The organism is Kiloniella sp., assembly GCF_048270245.1.
GTDB lineage: Bacteria > Pseudomonadota > Alphaproteobacteria > Kiloniellales > Kiloniellaceae > Kiloniella.
Genome location: NZ_JBLWTH010000010.1, coordinates 75,197 through 93,485 on the forward strand (window position 1 = coordinate 75,197; position 18,289 = coordinate 93,485).

Below are 18,289 nucleotides of genomic sequence, written 5' to 3' on the forward strand. Positions count from 1 at the left end.
GCCCCCCTGTTTAATGTTTTTGTTTTTGGATCCTAAGATCACTTGCTACCTTTTTTAGGTAACAATTTGGTAACCATAACCTAAAGGTGAAAAAAATGCGATAGTTTTACAATCGATTGTTAAAGAGGGGTGTCGGGAGGTTTGTTTTAATACTTCGTTCTTAATCGAAGCATTTTGAGATTGAAGCACCTATAATTAAATAATTCGGGCGAAAAGATGTTGTTCAATTATTTGAAAATAAAGGCCAATTATTGTGGTAAAACAAAAACAACCTGTTCTCTTTATCGAACTGGGCTTTCTTTGTCTCTTGGCATTGTTGTGGGGATCATCTTACTTATTCGCGAAGATCGCGGTAACGGAGATTCCGCCATTGACGCTGGTGGTTGTTCGTGTCGGGGGCGCCGCAATTTTTCTGGTGATTTTACTTGCTTTGAAACGAGAACGGTTGCCAAGGGATAGCCGAAGCTGGCGCATGTTGTTTGTTCAATCATTTCTTAGCTCTATCGCAGCATGGACGATTTTGGCGTGGGGACAGCAATATGTGGATAGTGCCCTTGCCAGTGTGTTAAATTCGACCTCTCCTATCTTCGTCTTTTTTATCACTTTATTGTTTACCCGCCATGAAAAGATAACGGGGTTAAAGCTTTTTGGAGCAACCCTTGGGCTGTTTGGCGTTCTGTTTATCGTTGGGGTTGATGCTTTAGACGGTTTGGGGCAAGAAGTTCTTGGGCAAATTTGTGCCGTTGGGGGCGCCTTTCTTTATGGCTGTGCCGCAATTTATGGAAAACGCTTTACCCATCTTAGTTCCTCGGTCATTGCCACGGGGACAATGCTGTGGGCGACGATTGTTTTGGTGCCTGCCAGTCTGATTGTGGATAAGCCATGGTCTTTGACACCTTCAGTGGAAGCTATTGGATCGTTAGCCATCCTGTCTATTTTTTGTACCGGCGTTGCGCTTCTGATTTATTTTCGGTTGATCAAAACCTTGGGTTCTTTAGGTGTCGCCAGTCAGGCATATTTACGTGCTGGTTTCGGGGTTATGCTCGGAGTGGTTTTTCTAGGGGAAGAAATTTCTTTTATTGTGGCCATTGGAATTCTGGCCGCCGTTGTTGGTGTGGCGGCAATTAACATGCCGGTAACATGCCGCCAAAAATCACGACTATAAAAATCATGCGGGCAAAAGCTGCGAAATTAGGGGGGCAGACCCTAAGCTCTAGAGGCTTGAAAGGCATCGCGTATCGCCTGAGCCATCCCTGCTTTGGTGTTGCATTCGCGTTGTGTGTTTTGCCGGAGGACAATATTTGTGCTCTGAAGTCTTGGAAAGCCTTCTTCTGCGGTTAATTCTCGACAATCTGGCGGTATTTGGCCTTCGGCGACAATCCCGACTGCAATGCCTGATGATACCGCAGCTTGTAAGCCAAATGTACTGCTGCTGACATAGGTGATTTTATAATCTTTATTTTGTTGATCCAGACAGGCCAATGCCCATTCACGCCACCAACATTCACTATCGTACACAGCCACAGGCATGGGAGTACATTCGTGTTGGCGATATGTATCTGATGTAATCCAAACGATCGGATTGTTCAGAAGAATTTCACCGCCAGTTTTGGTGGCTTCTTCGTGAAGAATAATAAGGTCAAGTTCCCCCTTTTCCATCCCCTTGTTAAGTGCTTCTGATTGTGCGCAGCGCACGGTTACTTCTGCTTGGGGGTGTGTTTTTGCAAATCGAGATAGAACAGAGGGGAGAAACGTACCGCCATATTCTTCTGGGATACCAATTCTGACGGTGCCCTTCAGAGGATCTGTTTGTAATGATGCCGCGGCCTGGTCTAATAACGACAGTATGCGTTTGGCATCTTTAACCAGATGTTCACCAGAAGGGGTAAGGGTAACGCCCCGTGGACCACGATCGAATAATTTCTCGTTGACGATTTCTTCCAATTTTTTCATCTGAATGCTAACGGCAGACTGTGTTCTGCTGACAATTTCTGATGCTCGGGTGAAGTTTTTTGTTTCCGCAATCGCAACAAAGGTGCGGAGTAAATCGCTTTCAAGGTGAGGAGGCATAGCGTATATCTCGGAAATACAGTTATGATAATTTTAAATGCCTATCATATTAACTATGAATTTCAAAAATGTCTATTGCGGTCTTATATTCAGTAGTAATTGATATAAGGAATAGGTTCGATGGTACATAAACTTGAAAATACTTTTGGGTCTCAATGCGTGCCAGTGGAAAGTTTATGGGGATCACGGTTTCGGTCTTGGTTCCTTGCACGGCGCAAGAGAAATGCACGAAAACGAGAAATTCATAGACTCTTGAGCTGTGACGAGAAGTGGTTGAAGGATATTGGGGTGTCTCGTGTTCAGCTGGTTGGTGAACTTGGCTATGACCCCAGAGAATTACCAAGCTTGGCAGGTGCCGGCGAATACAGGTTCATGCATCCGTCACATAGCCATAATTCGCGTCGGACAGTATAAATCGCTCTGTCTTTATAAAATACGTCCATAGTCTGTTCTGGTCAGGCCAGTGTTTGATTTCCAAGGTTTGGAAAGTAAACTGGATATCGATCTTCTCTGGATGGCTTTTACCAAAGTTGAAGACGGCTGTTCAGTTCTGAAAAAGCATCTGCTATCGATCTTTTTAAGGCGCGTTCTGTCTCTGAATTTTGTAACCAGGGAGAGACGGCGAAATAGAAGTTAGTCTTTTGGTCGAATTCTTTAATTTCACGCCAGCAAAGGTTTCGATTTTTTTGACAGAACAGCTCTGCAATCAGGACGTTCCCAATATAGAGTGCATCAAAATCTTCGGCCATCTGCATGGCAAGGGTGGAATAGGGTGTTTCCAAAAGGTTTTGTACCTCAAGGTTATAGCGACGCATGATTTCCTGATGCTCTGGATAGCAAGGGTCCGTTTTGGGGACCGAGATCATTCTTTGTGTGTCCAGATCAACGGGGCTGAGAGCGTTATGGACAGCCAGTGGATGCGTCTTTGGCATGACACAGACTTGCCGAGCGGAAAGAAAGCGTTGGTTTTCTATCGATCCATGATCCAGTGGTTTTGTATGAAACGCAACATCGGCCCGGTTTTCAACGAGGGCTGAAACGGACTCTTCAATCGATGCCGAGGTAACCTGAAAATGCATTGTATTTTGCCCGGATAAGCGGGTCAAAAGATGCGGCAACACTAATGAACAGTTGGAAAAGGACGCGCAGATGCGTAAATGGCTTAGCTGTTTGGTTTGTCCTCTTCGCCACTTGCGAAAGGTTTTATCAATCCCAGCCAGCAGGCTTTCTACGTCATCCAACAGGATTTTTGCTCGTTCAGTGGGAAAGATGCGTCCGTTCTGGCGAATGAAAAGCTCGGTTTCAAAAGCGCTTTCCAGTCGTTGTATGTGCTGACTGACAGAAGGCTGCGTTACCCCTAGTTTTTCGGCGGCTTTGGTAATACTTCCTCCTTCCATTACAGCGGCAAAAGCCTCTAGAGATTTTAGGTGTGCGAGTTTGCTTTCTTTTAGGTTTTGCATTTTTGTTTACTGTCTTCGTCGATTATCTTGTTTGATTTTTCAAGGTGTGTTGGGCTTTTGATGATATAAAAATTTGCCTGTGACAAAATTATTGGCGACATTGCCAAAGGAAATCAAAGGGCGCTATGCTATTAAAACAACCTATAAGGTTATAAAATTAATTTATAAGATTGTCGGCCATAGTGCAAAGCTGTAGCCGTTATCTATTATGAAAACAGAACGTATTGGCAAAGTTATTTGTTGGTGATCTGTTTTCGTAACCTTGTTGCTGACCCCAAAGTCTATAAATTAAAGCTATGATATCGGCTTTATAATATTTTGGATAACATCTTGGATTATATTCGGGATAATATTTGGGGCAGTATCAGGGCGTTATGCACAAGACCTGTTTATTGCAGAAAATAAATATAATCACAGGGAAGAAATTTATGTCGATTAGTCCGAAAAAGGTCGCACTGGCATTTGCCACTACCTTACCTCTCTATAGCGTTATTGGCGCCTCTGTCGCTCAGGAAGCTGTGCAACCCGAGGCGACCCACGCTGTTGTAGAAAAACAGTCCGTGAAATCCCAAAAGTTCATGGTAGCATCGGCCAATCCGATTGCAACACAAGCCGGTTATGAGGTGCTGGAACGCGGTGGGTCCGCTGCGGATGCCGCAGTTGCTGTGCAGTTGATGCTTAACCTTGTAGAGCCACAAAGCTCTGGCATCGGGGGCGGTGCCTTTATGGTCTATTGGGATGCCAAAGCAAAAAGCCTGACGACCTTTGACGGCCGTGAAAAAGCACCAATGGCCGCAACGCCAGACTATTGGTTGGGGGCTGATGGACAGCCTGTTGGCTGGTTTGATGCGGTTGTTGGCGGTCGTTCTGCTGGAGTGCCGGGCACGCTTAAACTGATAGAAACGGTACACCAGCGTTATGGTAATCAGGATTGGGCTGAATTGATTGAACCAACCCGTGCGCTGGCACAGGGTGGGTTCCAGATTTCGCACCGCATGGCCAATTCTATTGCTAACGCTGTTGGCAAACGCAAGCTGGAAGCTATGCCCCATACGCGGGCTTATTTCTTTGATAAAAATGGTGAGCCCTTAAAAGAAGGGACATTATTACGTAACCCTAAATTTGCGGCTGCGCTTGCGATGATCCAGAAAGAAGGTTCGAAAGCTTTCTATGAAGGTCAGATTGCCAAAGACATTGTCGAGGCGGTGAAAACAGAAGAAAACGGCGGCATTCTTACCTTGGAAGATATGAAGGCTTATAGCGTTGTAGAGCGTAAACCTGCCTGTGCGTCATATCGTGGGTATGAAGTATGTGGCATGGGGCCACCGTCATCCGGTGCGCTGACCGTTGGACAAATTCTATCCATTCTTTCTAACTATGACATTCCGGCCATGGGACCGGGTGCTGAAAGTACTCATCTATATCTGGAAGCAGCCAAATTGGCCTATGCTGACCGTGGGCTTTATATGGCGGACAGTGATTTTGTGAAGATGCCCGAAGGGTTATTGGACCAGAGCTATCTAAAAGAACGTGCTGCTTTGATCGATCCGGCAAAAACAATGGGCAAGGCAGATGCCGGGACGCCGCCGTGGAAAGAAGCAAGTATTTATGCACCGGATACGCAACTGGAACGTCCGGGAACCAGTCACTTTTCCATTGTTGATGCCGACGGTAATGTTATTTCGATGACCACAACCATTGAAACTGGTTTTGGATCTCGCGTGATGAGCAACGGCTTTCTTTTGAACAACGAGTTGACCGATTTCTCTCGTGCTCCAGAAAAAGATGGCAAGCCGATTGCCAACCGTGTTGAAGGGGGCAAACGTCCAAGATCTTCTATGGCACCAACCATTGTTCTAAAAGATGGCAAGCCTGTTCTGGCTATCGGATCACCCGGTGGATCGCGGATTATCAACTATGTGGCTCAATCCATCATTGGCATTCTGGACTTTGGCATGGACCCACAGGTTGCCATCAGCCAGCCACATATCGTCAACCGTAATGGGGCAACAGACGTGGAAGAAGGCACAGATGCTGTTGCGATGGTCCCCGCGCTGGAAGCCATGGGGCACGAGGTTAACGTGCGTGATCTGAATTCTGGTCTTCATGCAATCCAAATTCTTGATGGAGAGCTTGTCGGTGGTGCGGATACCCGTCGTGAAGGCACCGTTCTCGGGGATTAAGTTTTCTCGGGGATTAAGTTTTTCTGTAGTGTGGTATAGATCAGGCCCACAGTCTATTGCTGCGGGCCTGATTTTTGTCGTTAAATAAGTCAAAATTGATATATATTATTGAAATAAATATTACTCCTCGTTGAAATTAACCTTTTACTTACCTCCTCTGTTCATTATGCAGCTAACAGGTGAAAAAGTACTTTATAAAAGTACGTAATAATAAGAGCGTAATGTTCAGGTAAATAACTGAACTGCTTTGTTTTAAGCGGTTTGGCGGGGGTAAATAGTATTTATATGAGTTGGTTCAAAGCACTTTGTTCTATTGGGTGTTTTCTTGTTTGTTTGGGGGGGAGTAATGTTTCCAATGCAACCCATTCTGCGAGTGGTCAATCTAATCTAAGATGCTTTTCCGTAGGGGAAGGTCTGTCTTCGAGCTTAGTGTCAGAGCAAACTTTTGATCACGACGGTTATTTATGGGTTGCCAGTTCAAATGGCTTAAATCGTTATGATGGCTATGACTTTAAGGTTTTCACGCACGACATAGAAGATCCCAATAGTTTGGGCAGCACGTTTGCGCAGAGCACAATGACAGATCGTGAGGGGTTTATCTGGGTCGGGTCTCATAAGCTTAGCCGATATGATCATAAAAAAGGGACCTTTAAGAATTTTGATGTTTCCAGTCAAAATAGTATTCATGCAATTCATCAGGATCGTTCGGGGCACCTTTGGATTGGTGGTGTCGGGTTTGGTCTGCGACAAGTTAATCCTGATACTGGTGAACTGCTTCAGGTTTTTATAAATGAACCGGATAATACAGATTCTATCGTAAGCAATACAATTCATCGTATCATTAATGGGCAAAACAATGATTTATGGCTGGCGACAGATAAAGGTCTGGAACATTTAAGTATTGATACTGGTGCGTTTACTCACTTCTCTTTAAGCAATTCTCTTGCCAGTGTTTCAGATAATTATGTACGTGATCTTCTTTTGGGATCCAATGGCAAACTTTGGCTAGCAACAACTCAAGGTGTTGTTGTTTTTGATCCTGAAATAAATAACTGGGCTCATTATCAATATTCAAAATTAGCTTCCAATTCGATCGCGACAAATGATGTATGGTCTGTGTTTGAGGATAGTCAGGGCAATATCTGGATTGGTACAGATAAAAACGGGGTGAACAAGTATGTTCCTGCAACAGACAGTTTTGAACATTATCAGGCTGGTACAGGGCGAAATCTGATACCCAATGGGGCTATCTTTGATATCAAAGAAGATATGAACGGGGCTTTATGGTTAAGTATTTTTAATAATGGAGTGTGTCGTTTTAGCGTGCATGACCTTAAGTTTCAGATTTATCAGTCAAAGCCTACAGCACCTGAAAAAGGACCTGCTTTTGATAATCTTCTTGATATACATGAAGATAAAAATGGTCTGATCTGGATCGCGACAGATGGTGGTGGGATAAGTATTTTTGACCCCGAAAACCAGTCATTTCGCCATTTGAAACATAATCCAGATGATCGCAATAGCCTAAGCAGTGATTCTGTTATCAGCATAGCAGAAAGTAACGATGGCATTCTATGGTTTGGCACATGGGGTGGGGGACTTAATAAATACGATCCTGTTCATGAAAGGTTCATTCACTATAAAAGTGACGGCCTGAACAAAGGTGGTCTTTTAGGAAATAATATTTTTGATATTCGAATAGATGATCAGGGAACTTTATGGCTTAGCGTTTGGGATAAGGGATTACAGCGCTTTGATCCTGTTCTTGAAGCATTCACTGATTATAGCCTTGATAATGACAAAGCACCTTTCAACCTAAAAAATCGGCATATTAATCTGCAACACAAGGATAAAAAGGGACGGTTATGGGTTGGAGGGCATGACGGGTTGGAGATGTTTGACCCAGGCAAGATGCAAGTCAGCTCAGTTAAGCTCAATGAACAAAATGACATTTATGCCGTCAGCGAAACGGATGATGGCGTTTTATGGTTTGCAACTTCCACGGGGTTGGTTGGGTATAATCCAGAGACCAGTTGGAAAGAGACCTATGGCATGAAACAAGGCCTGCCAGATAACTTTATCACAGGGATAGAAAAGGATGATAAGGGATTTTTCTGGTTAGGTACTCGAAAAGGTCTGAGCAAGTTTGATCCAAAAACAAAACGGGTTGAAAGTTTTGGTATTTCTGACGGGCTTCAAGGCTGGGAATTCAACCGCTTTAGCCATCTTAAATCCAAAGACGGTACCCTCTACTTTGGCGGAACTAAGGGTCTGAATATCTTTAACCCAGGGTACTATTATAAAAATAACAGAATTCCCAAGGTTGACATTACTGACTTGGAACTCTTTCAAAAATCTGTCCCTGTTTCGAATGAAGGAATTCTTCCTGAAAAGGTCAGCTTTATGACAGAAGTACAATTGTCGCATGAACAGCGGGATGTTACCTTTAAGTTCACGGCATTGGATTTTAGTGCGCCAGAGAAAAACCAATTTAAATACATGCTGGAAGGGGTTGATCAAGACTGGAACTTGGTCGGGAGTGATCATCGACGAGCGCGTTATAGAAACTTAAATCCCGGTGATTATGTGTTCAAGGTTAAGGCTTCGAATAATGATGGGGTTTGGAATGATCAAGCTACGTCATTGGCTGTTGTTATCTCGCCGCCATGGTGGGATACGGCTTTTGCAAAAATGTTTTTTGTGCTTCTTGTCGCTGCGCTTGGGTATACCTTTCATTGGGTAAGGTGTTCACGTAATTTAAAACGCGAGAAAAAACTGGAAAACCTTGTTCAGGAAAAAACAGAAGAGCTTGAGAACTTTAACCGCTTTTTGGAAGACCGTGTTGTTGAGCGAACAAAAGAACTGGTTTCTGCAAAAGAAAAAGCAGAGATTGCAGATTCATCAAAAAGTGCTTTTTTGGCAAATATGAGTCACGAACTAAGAACGCCTCTGAACGCAATTATTGGATTTTCTCAAATGATGCAGTCAGAAGTTTTTGGGACATTGGGGAATGATAAATACCGTGAATATATAGAAGACATTCATCAGTCAGGCTCACATTTATTGGGGTTGATTAATAATATTCTGGATGTGTCTCAAATAGAGACAAAAGATATTATCCTGCATGAAGAACCTGTCAGATTAGACGATATTTTGAACGACGTTTTTTCAATGCTGTCGTTTTCGGCAAATAGGAAGAAACTGAATTTAATTTCCGAGTTATCCCCTAATTTACCGCTGCTGTATGCGGATAAGGTGCGTGTTAAGCAGATTTTATCAAATTTGGTTTCGAACGCTATAAAGTTTAATCATGATGCCGGTGTTGTCCGGGTTTTCATAAGCGGTGCCGCGCAAGAACAAATTGTAATTAAGGTTGAAGACACTGGCATCGGTATTGAAGAGAGCAGAATATCCGATGTAATAAAAAGATTTGGACAGGTTGAGTCCAGCTTAAGTCGGGTAAATGACGGTATTGGTCTTGGGCTTTCTATTGTGAATGACTTGTGTAGCCTTCATCAAGCTCGATTTACTTTGAAAAGTAAGCTCGGGGAAGGGACTATTGCGAGTGTTATTTTTCCAAAAGAACGAACTGTACAAGTGAAAGATCCAGAAAAAGCGGGATCTTTAACACAGCTAAAGAAAAGATTTTCTTGATCCGTGTCATTGATGAGGCCCTATAGTCCCTGATAAAATAGTTGTCATGGGCTATAGGGTCTTTGTTTATGTAAAAACATCCAAGCTGTTTTGAAATGCTGGGTATCTATTATTGCCTCGCATATGGACAGTTCAGGGTTACACAAAAAGCGATAGCCCGAAGGGGAATGTTTTTTTAGCGATTAACCCGTGTTTTTAGAGTTCAACCAGGGGAGTGTTATGGAAAGTTTTACACCTGTATCCGCATTGATCGGGGGGATTCTTATCGGTTGTGCAGCCATTGTCTTGATGCTGTTCAATGGTCGTGTTGCGGGTATCAGCGGCATCCTGGGCGGGTGTTTTCCCATAAAATCGGGGGAAACGTCCTGGCGGATTTCTTTTCTCGTTGGTCTGATCGTTTCACCGCTTTTATATAGTTTATTCATGGGGGAAATCCCCGAAATAACTTTTTCTATTTCTACACCGCTTTTAATTGTTGGTGGTCTGTTGGTTGGTGTCGGTACGCAATTGGGAAGTGGTTGCACCAGCGGGCATGGGGTTTGCGGTATTTCTCGTTTCTCTGTTCGTTCGATTGTTGCGACGTTGATTTTTATGGTGACAGCGGGCCTAACTGTTTTCTTTATCCGTCATGTTCTAGGCGGCTGATTATTAGCTTGTTGATGCGGGAGTAAATTATGAAACAAAGTTTAGTCGCCTTGATCGCCGGGCTCATTTTTGGCCTTGGATTAATGGTTTCGCAGATGATTAACCCCGCTAAGGTGTTGGCATTCTTGGATGTTGCTGGGAATTGGGACCCAAGTCTTGTAATTGTCATGGGGAGTGCGCTTTTGACGACAGGAATTGGTTATAGGTTAGCTTTTTCCAGAAAAGGCCCTTTATTCGCGATGGATTTTAAACTGCCAGCAAAGACGGACATTGATGTGAAACTTATTCTTGGTGCTGGGTTGTTTGGTGTTGGTTGGGGAATTGTGGGCCTTTGCCCGGGGCCGGCTATAACCGGGCTCTTGCTTGGTGGGTCTGAGATTTATTTGTTTTTGCTATCCATGATTGTGGGTGTTTTTAGCTTCAAAGCCATCAAGCGATCCATGATTGGCAATTAATTTTGTTTATATTGTGGGGCGTTTATAGTCTACCGCATCAAAATCCACATTGACTATCTGTTCATGATTTTCCACTGATGTTTTATCGAATAGTGAGCTTTCAGATGCTTTTTTCTAATTAATTCGTTAGGAAAAAATAAAATAGTCTTTATATTTTCTAGCTGGTTCCTTTGCGAGCTAGATGATGTCCTGTAAGGTTACTTTCTGTTGGTGTGTGAATTGATTTGAGTGTTGTTTATGGTCTTATAAATAGTATTTTGAATTTGTATTATTTAGGGCTTCATGTGGCAGGAAAATCGACCAGGAAACAGTCTGTTTATGAATATTTATCATAATCAAAGTTTTCTAATTGAGAACATATGCGTTTGTATGATGTTATTTGAGGTAATTAACACTCTGTGAAGTATTAAAACCTATAATAGTGAAGAAGTGTGGTTTGGTCTTAGTCTTAATTATATGAAAGAGACGTCAAATTAACACTGTAAAAACGAAATCCTTTTGTTGTTTGATTTGCAGTATCTTGTTCTTGTTGTGGAACGGGACCTGTAAAGCAACGGAATTATACGTCAGTGTTTTTGATTTTGCCCCCTTTGGTGAGCGCGATGATCAGGGAAATATTGTTGGTGTTATTCCTGATATTTTAACAGAAATCGAAAAAGAAACAGGACTGGTTATTAAAAGAAAAATTGTGCCCTATAAGCGGATGATACACGAGCTAAAAACAGGTGATTGTGATTTTTCAATATTTTATCGATCACCTTCCAGTGATGAGATTGCATCCGCAGAAGTACGCGTTTTTGCCCTACGTAATGTTGTGGTCGGGAAGGTTGGTACGGATTTGCTGTGGTACCAAGACCTATTTGAGCACACAATCGCAGTTCCATCTGGTGCGCGGTATTTTCCTAAATTCGACAACGATCCAAGATTAAAGAAAAGCTATACGCGTGGTTTTTCTTCTGCAATAAAACAGTTTTTGACTGGTCGTGTTAGCTTGATTGTAGGTCCCGATGCCTTAATTAATTATCATCTTCAGAAAGAAGGAAAAAAAACTGATATATTGGGGGAGGCATTATTTCTGAATTATCGTGCCGCGTGGATGCAAATTTCTCATCAATCGCCAAATATGACGCCAGAGATCCGTGAAAAAATTATAAACGGAATCAAAACCCTACACAATAAAGGGATAATAACTGCGATTATGAAGAAACATAAGGTATATAATCGAAAATACCTAACAGAGTGATATGGTGGCGGAGCCTAGTCGTTGGGTATAAAGCCGGATCTCTGCCAAATGACAGGCTATGAGATCCGGCTTTTTTTTAGTTGCTCAACAGATGGTTCCCGTGGGGATTGTCGATGACCATTTTCCACTCTCCATTTGCCTGTTGGCGGAGGACCGCGACAGACAATCCGGTTTCGATAATATCCTGACCATCAGGTGTTTGGCCGTGCATGGACCACGGGGCAATATGCAAGGCGATGTTGCCGGAAACGATAACTTCGTGACCGCTATAGGAAAATTTTGGGTTCAGGGCTTTAAATTCGGCAAAGATCTGTTTGGACACATTGCTGTCGGTAACGGCCGTGCCCGGCTCAAACATAATGGCGGCGTCTTTTTCATAGGTGGACATAACGATGTCCAGATTTCCCAGTTCAAAGTTTGACGTCATTTTCTGAATGAGGGAGAGGACATTTTGTTCCTGATTGGTCATTTCCTGATTTGAAGCATTGAGGCTCGTCATTGTTTTTAATCCTTTGGTTTGGTTTTTTGGTTCCGCGATAAGCGGGGAAGAAAGCAAGCTGAGACACAGGGCTGTGACAAAGAATAACTTTGTGCGCAGGGCATGCGAACAGGCTGCCTGAAGAAAGGGTTTCTTCAACATGGGAACTCCTGAAGGTTGAGCGTAAACTTGGTCTAGTTGTTAATGGGGGATATCGTGTCTTGGGTTGTTTAGGGTAAGCACAGTTGTAAGTTTGTCAGCAAAATCTTGAGGACTTGAAAAGGTCGGTGTGGCGCGCTGTAGCTTGATAGTTTGCAGTTCTGCTTCCAATGCCTGTACATCTTCGATAACAGCGATGTAATCGGGGGCATTTTGCAAGGCGTAGGCTGGGGAGCTTCCTGATCCTTTTTCCGGAATACGTCCCAGTTTTCTCGCCGCGGGCAGGCGGCGGGGGCAACTGCACTTTGCTTTGCTGTTGGCAATTCCGCAATTCCGAGAGGTAAAGTCGACAACTTCATTGCGCGCTCGGGAAAGGCGCTTTCGATAGTTTGCTGTGCTGAGGTCCAGTATCTCGGCAGCTTCTGACTGTGGGAAATCCAGAATGTCGCCAAGAACATAGGCAAGGCGGTGTTTTAGATCCAGACAGAGCAGCATAGCCATTGTGCATGAAACCCGTAACTCGTTAAGCCATATTCTGTCTTCACCAGATGCCATATTCGGAGAGAGGGTATCTGAAGATGAGCTCTTGGGATCAAGGCCACTTTCCAAATCTTGTTTGAAAATGTCAAAGGTCAGGCCAAGTTCTTTGTCGCGAATCTTTTTGGCATTGATCAGATAGTTGGCTGCAACCCGATAGACCCACGTTTTAAAGGCGCTGTTCCCTTCAAAGGTTGAAAGTTTGGTGATGACAAGGATAAGGATTTCCTGTGTGGCTTCCTGGGCATCATCTGGGTTGACCATCATACGCATGGCTAAATGATGGATTTGATCCTGTATTTCTTGCACCAGATTTTTTAAAGCTGCCCGATCCCCCGCTTGCGCGGCAGATACTAATTGTTCCAAAGTCGTTTGCATCTCGCCAGTGTCTCTTTTTTGTTGCTCTATTTAATTAGACAGCAAAACAAACCAAGGTGTGACAAATTATTTTTCTTTTTTTGAATTCTTATAGATTTAGCCAGAGTCAATTTCTATTTGTAATTTTTAAAAATATATATTTATCAGTTGGTTAGTGTGTAGATATGTTAATGTGATTTGTCATGTTTTGACATATTAGGTCAAATGTCCTATATGATTAGGGCAATCGTCCTAATATGTGGTTTGTCGAGAAGTAAGCAGGTTGACCCAATCGCGTTATGATGTGGAATAAGGCTTTTTAAATATGAAAAAACTAAAAACACGGGATCATATTGTCGAGGCTGCGGACCAACTGTTTTATCAACAGGGTTATGAGCATACGTCTTTTGCCGATATTGCCGATGCGGTGCAAATTTCGCGGGGTAATTTTTATTACCACTTCAAGACAAAGGATGACATTCTCGAGGCTGTGATCAAGGCACGCATGGATAAAACCGGGGCGATGATGGCTTTGTGGCAACAGAATGGTTCTTCGCCCCAAGATCGTATCAAGTGCTTTATTCGAATTCTCATAACTAATAGAGATAAAATTCTGAACTACGGATGCCCTGTGGGAACGCTGACGACAGAGTTGGCAAAGCTTAATCATGCTTCCCGGCCCGAAGCCAATGCCTTGTTCACTCTCTTTCGTGTTTGGTTAAAAGACCAGTTTGTCCAGATGGGGTGTGAGGATGAAGAAGCAGACGAACAGGCGATGCATCTACTCGCTAGATCGCAAGGGGTGGCAACACTAGCCAGTGCTTTTCATGATGCAAAATTTATCGGTCAGGAAGTCACACAGATGTGTAAATGGGTGGAAGATTATATGCCTGCCTGAAAGAGCCAGATTGTCCATGGTCCAGAAAAATAAAACGATGATGAGAGAAAGCGATCAAAAATGTTTATCGTGTTACTGAAATTTTCAACCGAAAAAGCCAAAGCGAGCCAGTTTATGGATGAGCATAAAGCCTGGATCAAACGGGGCTTTGACGAGGGGGTGTTTCTGATGGTGGGTAGTTTGAAACCGGGCGCTGGCGGTGTCGTGCTTGCCCATAACTGTTCGTTGGAAGAGCTGGAAAGGCGGGCTCAGGAAGATCCCTTTGTTGTTGAAAAGATCGTTAGCGCAGAAATATTGGAAATTGATCCTGCAAAGGCAGATGACAGATTGAGCTTTCTTTTAGCGTGAGGAGATGGCGGTATGAGTGAAACAACTATAGGGCCTGATGGAAAGAGCCGTTGTCGGTGGAGTGATGCTGCGCCAGAGTTTATCGACTACCACGATAACGAGTGGGGTTTTCCCGTCGGGGATGATCACAAGCTATTCGAAAAGATCTGTCTAGAGGGATTTCAGTCTGGTCTGAGTTGGCGTACCATATTGGCCAAGCGCGAGAATTTTCGCAAAGCGTTCCACAACTTTGATTATGACAAAGTTGCGCAGTTTACGAATGAAGATCGAGATCGCTTGTTACAAGACGCAGGGATCATTCGTCACCGCGGCAAGATAGAGGCCGCGATCAATAATGCAAAGCGTGCTCAAGAACTTGTAAAGGCCGAAGGATCATTAGCTGCTTTTATCTGGCGGTATGAACCACAGGAAGATGATCTCGCTGAACCTCAAACCCTCACGACATCACCTGCGTCGATTGCGTTATCAAAGGATCTCAAAAAACGGGGATGGAAATTCGTGGGGCCGACAACGATGTTTGCTTTGATGCAGGCCATGGGGTTAATCAACGATCATGTGAAAGGCTGTACAACGCGAGAGAAGGTAACAGAAGCCAGGAGGGCTTTTAAACGGCCGACTTAATGAGTATTTACTATCAGAAACGATGATCTTTTTAAAAGACATAACAGATATAAATAAACCTATCTTGTCGGGTTAATGTTGGGAATGCTTTGTGACGTTATGTTTTATTTAATGCTGCAAGTACCATGTTCTTAGCGGCATCACCTGCGGCTTCGATGTAGCTGGGATCGCGGTGAATAAGCATCGTTGAAAAAGCGCCATCCATTATTAATATAATGTGACGTGCTAATTGGTTAGGGTGCTTAATTGAGGTTTCGGTAAATTGCTCTGCCAACCATGCTTCAAATTTTTTCTTATGCGCTGCACCAATTTTTATCGCAGGATGTCCGGGCATATTGGCGAGTTCGGCAGCGGTACGTAAAAAACCGCAACCTTTCCATTTCGGGTGCCGAGAATTTTTTGCGAGATTGATAAAAATGGCTTCAATCTTATCGGATAAATCTCCTTCGGTTTCTTCAAACCACTTTGCGAATATTTTTAAATTTGGCTGATCGCGAGATGCCAAATATCCGGTGACCAATTCATCCTTGCTTTTGAAGTGATAATAAAGAGTTCTCTTTGTTATCCCGGCTTTCTCTGCAATGGCATCAACACTAACAGCACGAATACCTTCGCCATAGAACAGTGAATTTGCAGCGTTTAATATACGGTCTTTTGTTGTTGGAATATCTTGTTTCATATCATGTATACTAACCAGTGAGTGTACATGATTGTGTGAGACAACTAACCTTATGTCAACAGTTATGAAAAGAGAGGTTAGTGGTGATGACAGATAGTGTTTTATATGAATTGAAAGGCAGAGTAGCTCTTTTAACGCTTAATCGGCCAGATAAACTCAATGCGCTGAATTATGAAATGATTGATCGCTTAATGGTGTTATTAGATGGCATAGAAGATAATGATCATGTTCAGGCTGTGATTATCACGGGAGCCGGCGACAAGGCTTTCTCAGCCGGAGGAGATATCCATGAATTTTCTCAATCAATAAAGCTGGGACCTGAAATTGCTGTTAAGGAGTTTGTCAGGCGAGGACAATCGATGACGGGGCGCCTTGAGGCGTTCAGGAAGCCAATTATTGCTGCTGTGAACGGTATTGCATTTGGTGGTGGATGTGAGATTACAGAAGCTGTGCATATCGCAATTGCCAGTGATCAAAGTGTTTTTGCAAAGCCGGAAATAAATATAGGTATTCCTCCGACTTTCGGTGGTACGCAACGTTTACCTCGATTAGCTGGGCGAAAACGTGCGCTTGAACTTCTTCTGACTGGTGATAGCTTTAGTGTCGAACATGCGTATCAGATGGGGTTAGTTAATGAAATTGTGCCTCATGAGGATTTATTAGCATCAGCCTATAGTATGGCTGAGCGCATTATTCGACATTCTCCGCTTGCTGTATCTCGGATCATTACGGCTGTTACTCGCGGTATCAATTCTACGATTACAGAAGGGCTACAAATCGAAAGTGAACAATTTGCGAGGATGGCAGTAACTGAGGATGTTCATGAAGGTTTAAGCGCTTGGATAGATCGGCGTGTTCCCGAATATAGTGGTCATTAAAAAAAAAGGGTAGAGTGCAAGTGTTTATATTTTTTTACTATTATTAGAGTATACCCTTATGAGGGAAAAAGATACCGTTGCCCTATTGAAGTTTTTACGTGCAAGTGAGCCGCTGAAATCCACCTTACGAAGTGGATTTACAGCGTCAGGGCGCAGGGAAAGTACGGCGGAACATACTTGGCGACTTTGCCTTATGGCGATGTTGCTGGAAGATGAGTATCCAGAACTGGATATGCTCAAGCTTTTGAAAACTTGTATTATTCATGATCTGGGGGAAGTCATAAATGGTGATATCCCTGCTATCGAACAATCCGCAGAACACAATAAAAACGAACAAGAGCGTCGCGACCTTGATGAACTTACTTCTGTATTGCCAGTGCGCTTGAAAACTAAAATCATGGCCATGTGGGATGACTATGACCAGGGGGGATCAAAGGAAGCTCAGCTGGCGAAAGCACTGGATAAGCAAGAAACTATGTTGCAACATCTGGAAGGGAAAAATTCGAAAAATTTTGATTACAGGTTTAATTTGACCTATGGGAAGAAACAGACGAATTTCTATGAAACAACCCGCGCGTTTCGGAGGCTTATTGATGAAGATACCGAACAGGTGATTAACAGGAATGGAACCTGAATATCTCCTGTCCGTGCCAATCGAATTCTCTCTCTTCTTTAAGTTTAACAGGTTTCAAACTGACACTTATGGCAAGCTATTATAATGCTCGATTAATTTAGGCATTTTTTCCTGCCTTACTTGTTCAAGTGTCGTCCAGATTTTATCAGCCATTTGAGGGTCCGTATTATAGAACTGATGGCTGATCATCATATACCAGTCATAACTGGCAAAGGGTTGTTCTATTTTGATTAATTTATCATTTAGGCCATGTTTTTTTACAAGATTATTTCCAACTGTACTTTCCACAATATAGGCATCCAGATGAGCCTTTGCGACGAGTGCTAATCCCTTGGTGGGTAAGTGGCGTGTGTTCGCTGTTATGTTGTGGTCTTCTTTTAGCTTTTTGACGACAGCATAGCCGATGGGGGCGCCGATTGATTGGTTAAAATTACTGAATCTTGTGCCGTCCCAATCAAATTCACTCCCTTTCCTTTTGAATAGGCTATAGGTCACGCGACGGAGACGCCGTTTGGGATCAGGCTTGTTACTGATACTTACCCTGACGGGCAAATAGGGATATCGGCCGATAATTTCGCGTTCTTTCAAGTGAATGGAGGGAAAGATAGCATCAACTTTGTTCTGTTCAATAAGCTTGAGACAGCGTTTCCATGGGCGTCGAATAAATTGGGCCTTAAACCCGTTTTTTTTGAGTGACGCATCAATGATTTCAACGAGGATGCCTGGGTTTTTCATGGGAAAGGTTGTTTTGTCACCCATAGAGTATGGCGGGTAGCTTTGGTTTTCAGCGCAGACAACAAAAGGTTGGTCTTTTGCCCAAGCAGTTGTTTTAAGCGGGACGATGAGAAGACTTGTGACAACGGCCAGTTTGGCAGCTAATGCCAAAAATATTTTGCAATTCACTTTTCACCCCCTTTCTGCCCCCGCTAAAAGGTACTGTATAGATACTAGCAGATAAGAAGTTTAAAAACTATAGGAAGCAAGAAGAAA

18 protein-coding genes are annotated in these 18,289 nt (G+C 43.3%); 12 read left to right on the top strand and 6 right to left on the bottom strand.

Going from position 1 to position 18,289, the window contains the following annotated elements; translation table 11 throughout:
- Positions 1 to 253: 253 nt before the first annotated feature.
- Positions 254 to 1,165, top strand: coding sequence for a DMT family transporter (locus ACN0W5_RS17765; RefSeq protein WP_417455422.1), 912 nt, complete (start codon positions 254 to 256; stop codon positions 1,163 to 1,165).
- A gap of 41 nt (positions 1,166 to 1,206) precedes the next feature.
- Here ACN0W5_RS17765 and ACN0W5_RS17770 read toward each other — a convergent pair whose 3' ends face one another.
- Positions 1,207 to 2,070: a LysR substrate-binding domain-containing protein gene (locus ACN0W5_RS17770; protein WP_417455423.1), complete on the bottom strand. Its 864-nt coding sequence runs from the start codon at positions 2,068 to 2,070 to the stop codon at positions 1,207 to 1,209.
- 120 nt (positions 2,071 to 2,190) lie between these two features.
- On the opposite strand from ACN0W5_RS17770, the gene ACN0W5_RS17775 reads away from it, so the two are divergent.
- On the top strand, positions 2,191 to 2,484 hold the full coding sequence (locus ACN0W5_RS17775; protein ID WP_417455424.1) for a hypothetical protein: 294 nt from the start codon (positions 2,191 to 2,193) through the stop codon (positions 2,482 to 2,484).
- Between the two features lie 107 nt (positions 2,485 to 2,591).
- On the opposite strand, the gene ACN0W5_RS17780 is transcribed toward ACN0W5_RS17775, so the two are convergent.
- Entirely contained in the window at positions 2,592 to 3,530 is a 939-nt protein-coding gene (locus tag ACN0W5_RS17780; RefSeq protein ID WP_417455425.1) for a LysR family transcriptional regulator, read from the bottom strand.
- A gap of 428 nt (positions 3,531 to 3,958) precedes the next feature.
- Here ACN0W5_RS17780 and ggt point away from each other — a divergent pair, with 428 nt between their 5' ends.
- From ggt to ACN0W5_RS17805, 5 genes are all read left to right on the top strand, one after another.
- A complete protein-coding gene (ggt, locus tag ACN0W5_RS17785; RefSeq protein WP_417455426.1) occupies positions 3,959 to 5,713 on the top strand; it encodes a gamma-glutamyltransferase in 1,755 nt (584 codons plus the stop codon).
- A gap of 285 nt (positions 5,714 to 5,998) precedes the next feature.
- Positions 5,999 to 9,367 (top strand): two-component regulator propeller domain-containing protein, encoded by a 3,369-nt coding sequence (locus ACN0W5_RS17790; protein ID WP_417455427.1) that lies wholly within the window; start codon positions 5,999 to 6,001, stop codon positions 9,365 to 9,367.
- Positions 9,368 to 9,586: 219 nt separating this feature from the next.
- Positions 9,587 to 10,012 carry a YeeE/YedE family protein gene (locus tag ACN0W5_RS17795; protein WP_417455428.1) on the top strand — a complete coding sequence of 142 codons (426 nt, stop codon included), beginning with the start codon at positions 9,587 to 9,589 and terminating at the stop codon, positions 10,010 to 10,012.
- A 29-nt stretch (positions 10,013 to 10,041) separates the two neighbouring features.
- Positions 10,042 to 10,467 (top strand): DUF6691 family protein, encoded by a 426-nt coding sequence (locus ACN0W5_RS17800; protein ID WP_417455429.1) that lies wholly within the window; start codon positions 10,042 to 10,044, stop codon positions 10,465 to 10,467.
- Between the two features lie 526 nt (positions 10,468 to 10,993).
- The gene (locus ACN0W5_RS17805) at positions 10,994 to 11,710 is read left to right on the top strand and encodes a substrate-binding periplasmic protein (protein ID WP_417455430.1); all 717 of its coding nucleotides are present in this window, start codon (positions 10,994 to 10,996) and stop codon (positions 11,708 to 11,710) included.
- A gap of 76 nt (positions 11,711 to 11,786) precedes the next feature.
- Here ACN0W5_RS17805 and ACN0W5_RS17810 read toward each other — a convergent pair whose 3' ends face one another.
- Both ACN0W5_RS17810 and ACN0W5_RS17815 read right to left on the bottom strand, forming a co-directional pair.
- Positions 11,787 to 12,350, bottom strand: a complete 564-nt coding sequence (locus ACN0W5_RS17810; protein ID WP_417455431.1) for a YybH family protein — start codon at positions 12,348 to 12,350, stop codon at positions 11,787 to 11,789.
- Between the two features lie 39 nt (positions 12,351 to 12,389).
- Positions 12,390 to 13,262 carry an RNA polymerase sigma factor gene (locus ACN0W5_RS17815; protein ID WP_417455432.1) on the bottom strand — a complete coding sequence of 291 codons (873 nt, stop codon included), beginning with the start codon at positions 13,260 to 13,262 and terminating at the stop codon, positions 12,390 to 12,392.
- A gap of 304 nt (positions 13,263 to 13,566) precedes the next feature.
- Here ACN0W5_RS17815 and ACN0W5_RS17820 point away from each other — a divergent pair, with 304 nt between their 5' ends.
- The 3 genes from ACN0W5_RS17820 to ACN0W5_RS17830 are packed head-to-tail and all read left to right on the top strand — an operon-like array spanning position 13,567 to position 15,108.
- A complete protein-coding gene (locus ACN0W5_RS17820) occupies positions 13,567 to 14,139 on the top strand; it encodes a TetR/AcrR family transcriptional regulator (protein ID WP_417455433.1) in 573 nt (190 codons plus the stop codon).
- Between the two features lie 60 nt (positions 14,140 to 14,199).
- Complete coding sequence (locus tag ACN0W5_RS17825) at positions 14,200 to 14,487, top strand: YciI family protein (RefSeq protein ID WP_417455434.1); 288 nt, start codon at positions 14,200 to 14,202, stop codon at positions 14,485 to 14,487.
- 12 nt (positions 14,488 to 14,499) lie between these two features.
- Positions 14,500 to 15,108, top strand: coding sequence for a DNA-3-methyladenine glycosylase I (locus ACN0W5_RS17830; protein WP_417455435.1), 609 nt, complete (start codon positions 14,500 to 14,502; stop codon positions 15,106 to 15,108).
- A 97-nt stretch (positions 15,109 to 15,205) separates the two neighbouring features.
- Here ACN0W5_RS17830 and ACN0W5_RS17835 read toward each other — a convergent pair whose 3' ends face one another.
- Positions 15,206 to 15,787, bottom strand: coding sequence for a TetR/AcrR family transcriptional regulator (locus ACN0W5_RS17835; RefSeq protein ID WP_417455436.1), 582 nt, complete (start codon positions 15,785 to 15,787; stop codon positions 15,206 to 15,208).
- A gap of 86 nt (positions 15,788 to 15,873) precedes the next feature.
- Between ACN0W5_RS17835 and ACN0W5_RS17840 the strand changes: the two genes are divergently transcribed.
- Both ACN0W5_RS17840 and ACN0W5_RS17845 read left to right on the top strand, forming a co-directional pair.
- Complete coding sequence (locus tag ACN0W5_RS17840; protein ID WP_417455437.1) at positions 15,874 to 16,665, top strand: crotonase/enoyl-CoA hydratase family protein; 792 nt, start codon at positions 15,874 to 15,876, stop codon at positions 16,663 to 16,665.
- Between the two features lie 58 nt (positions 16,666 to 16,723).
- Positions 16,724 to 17,299 (top strand): HD domain-containing protein, encoded by a 576-nt coding sequence (locus ACN0W5_RS17845; RefSeq protein WP_417455438.1) that lies wholly within the window; start codon positions 16,724 to 16,726, stop codon positions 17,297 to 17,299.
- Between the two features lie 66 nt (positions 17,300 to 17,365).
- Here the strand turns inward: ACN0W5_RS17845 and ACN0W5_RS17850 are convergent, their stop codons facing one another.
- On the bottom strand, positions 17,366 to 18,202 hold the full coding sequence (locus ACN0W5_RS17850) for a substrate-binding periplasmic protein (protein ID WP_417455439.1): 837 nt from the start codon (positions 18,200 to 18,202) through the stop codon (positions 17,366 to 17,368).
- Positions 18,203 to 18,289 lie beyond the last annotated feature (87 nt).

Coding starts and splice junctions, on each gene's coding strand:
- ACN0W5_RS17770 (WP_417455423.1), bottom strand. CDS start 2,070: ATGCCTCCTCACCTTGAAAGCGATTTACTCCGCACCTTTGTTGCGATT.
- ACN0W5_RS17775 (WP_417455424.1), top strand. CDS start 2,191: ATGGTACATAAACTTGAAAATACTTTTGGGTCTCAATGCGTGCCAGTG.
- ACN0W5_RS17780 (WP_417455425.1), bottom strand. CDS start 3,530: ATGCAAAACCTAAAAGAAAGCAAACTCGCACACCTAAAATCTCTAGAG.
- ggt (WP_417455426.1), top strand. CDS start 3,959: ATGTCGATTAGTCCGAAAAAGGTCGCACTGGCATTTGCCACTACCTTA.
- ACN0W5_RS17790 (WP_417455427.1), top strand. CDS start 5,999: ATGAGTTGGTTCAAAGCACTTTGTTCTATTGGGTGTTTTCTTGTTTGT.
- ACN0W5_RS17795 (WP_417455428.1), top strand. CDS start 9,587: ATGGAAAGTTTTACACCTGTATCCGCATTGATCGGGGGGATTCTTATC.
- ACN0W5_RS17800 (WP_417455429.1), top strand. CDS start 10,042: ATGAAACAAAGTTTAGTCGCCTTGATCGCCGGGCTCATTTTTGGCCTT.
- ACN0W5_RS17810 (WP_417455431.1), bottom strand. CDS start 12,350: ATGTTGAAGAAACCCTTTCTTCAGGCAGCCTGTTCGCATGCCCTGCGC.
- ACN0W5_RS17815 (WP_417455432.1), bottom strand. CDS start 13,262: ATGCAAACGACTTTGGAACAATTAGTATCTGCCGCGCAAGCGGGGGAT.
- ACN0W5_RS17820 (WP_417455433.1), top strand. CDS start 13,567: ATGAAAAAACTAAAAACACGGGATCATATTGTCGAGGCTGCGGACCAA.
- ACN0W5_RS17825 (WP_417455434.1), top strand. CDS start 14,200: ATGTTTATCGTGTTACTGAAATTTTCAACCGAAAAAGCCAAAGCGAGC.
- ACN0W5_RS17830 (WP_417455435.1), top strand. CDS start 14,500: ATGAGTGAAACAACTATAGGGCCTGATGGAAAGAGCCGTTGTCGGTGG.
- ACN0W5_RS17835 (WP_417455436.1), bottom strand. CDS start 15,787: ATGAAACAAGATATTCCAACAACAAAAGACCGTATATTAAACGCTGCA.
- ACN0W5_RS17840 (WP_417455437.1), top strand. CDS start 15,874: ATGACAGATAGTGTTTTATATGAATTGAAAGGCAGAGTAGCTCTTTTA.
- ACN0W5_RS17845 (WP_417455438.1), top strand. CDS start 16,724: ATGAGGGAAAAAGATACCGTTGCCCTATTGAAGTTTTTACGTGCAAGT.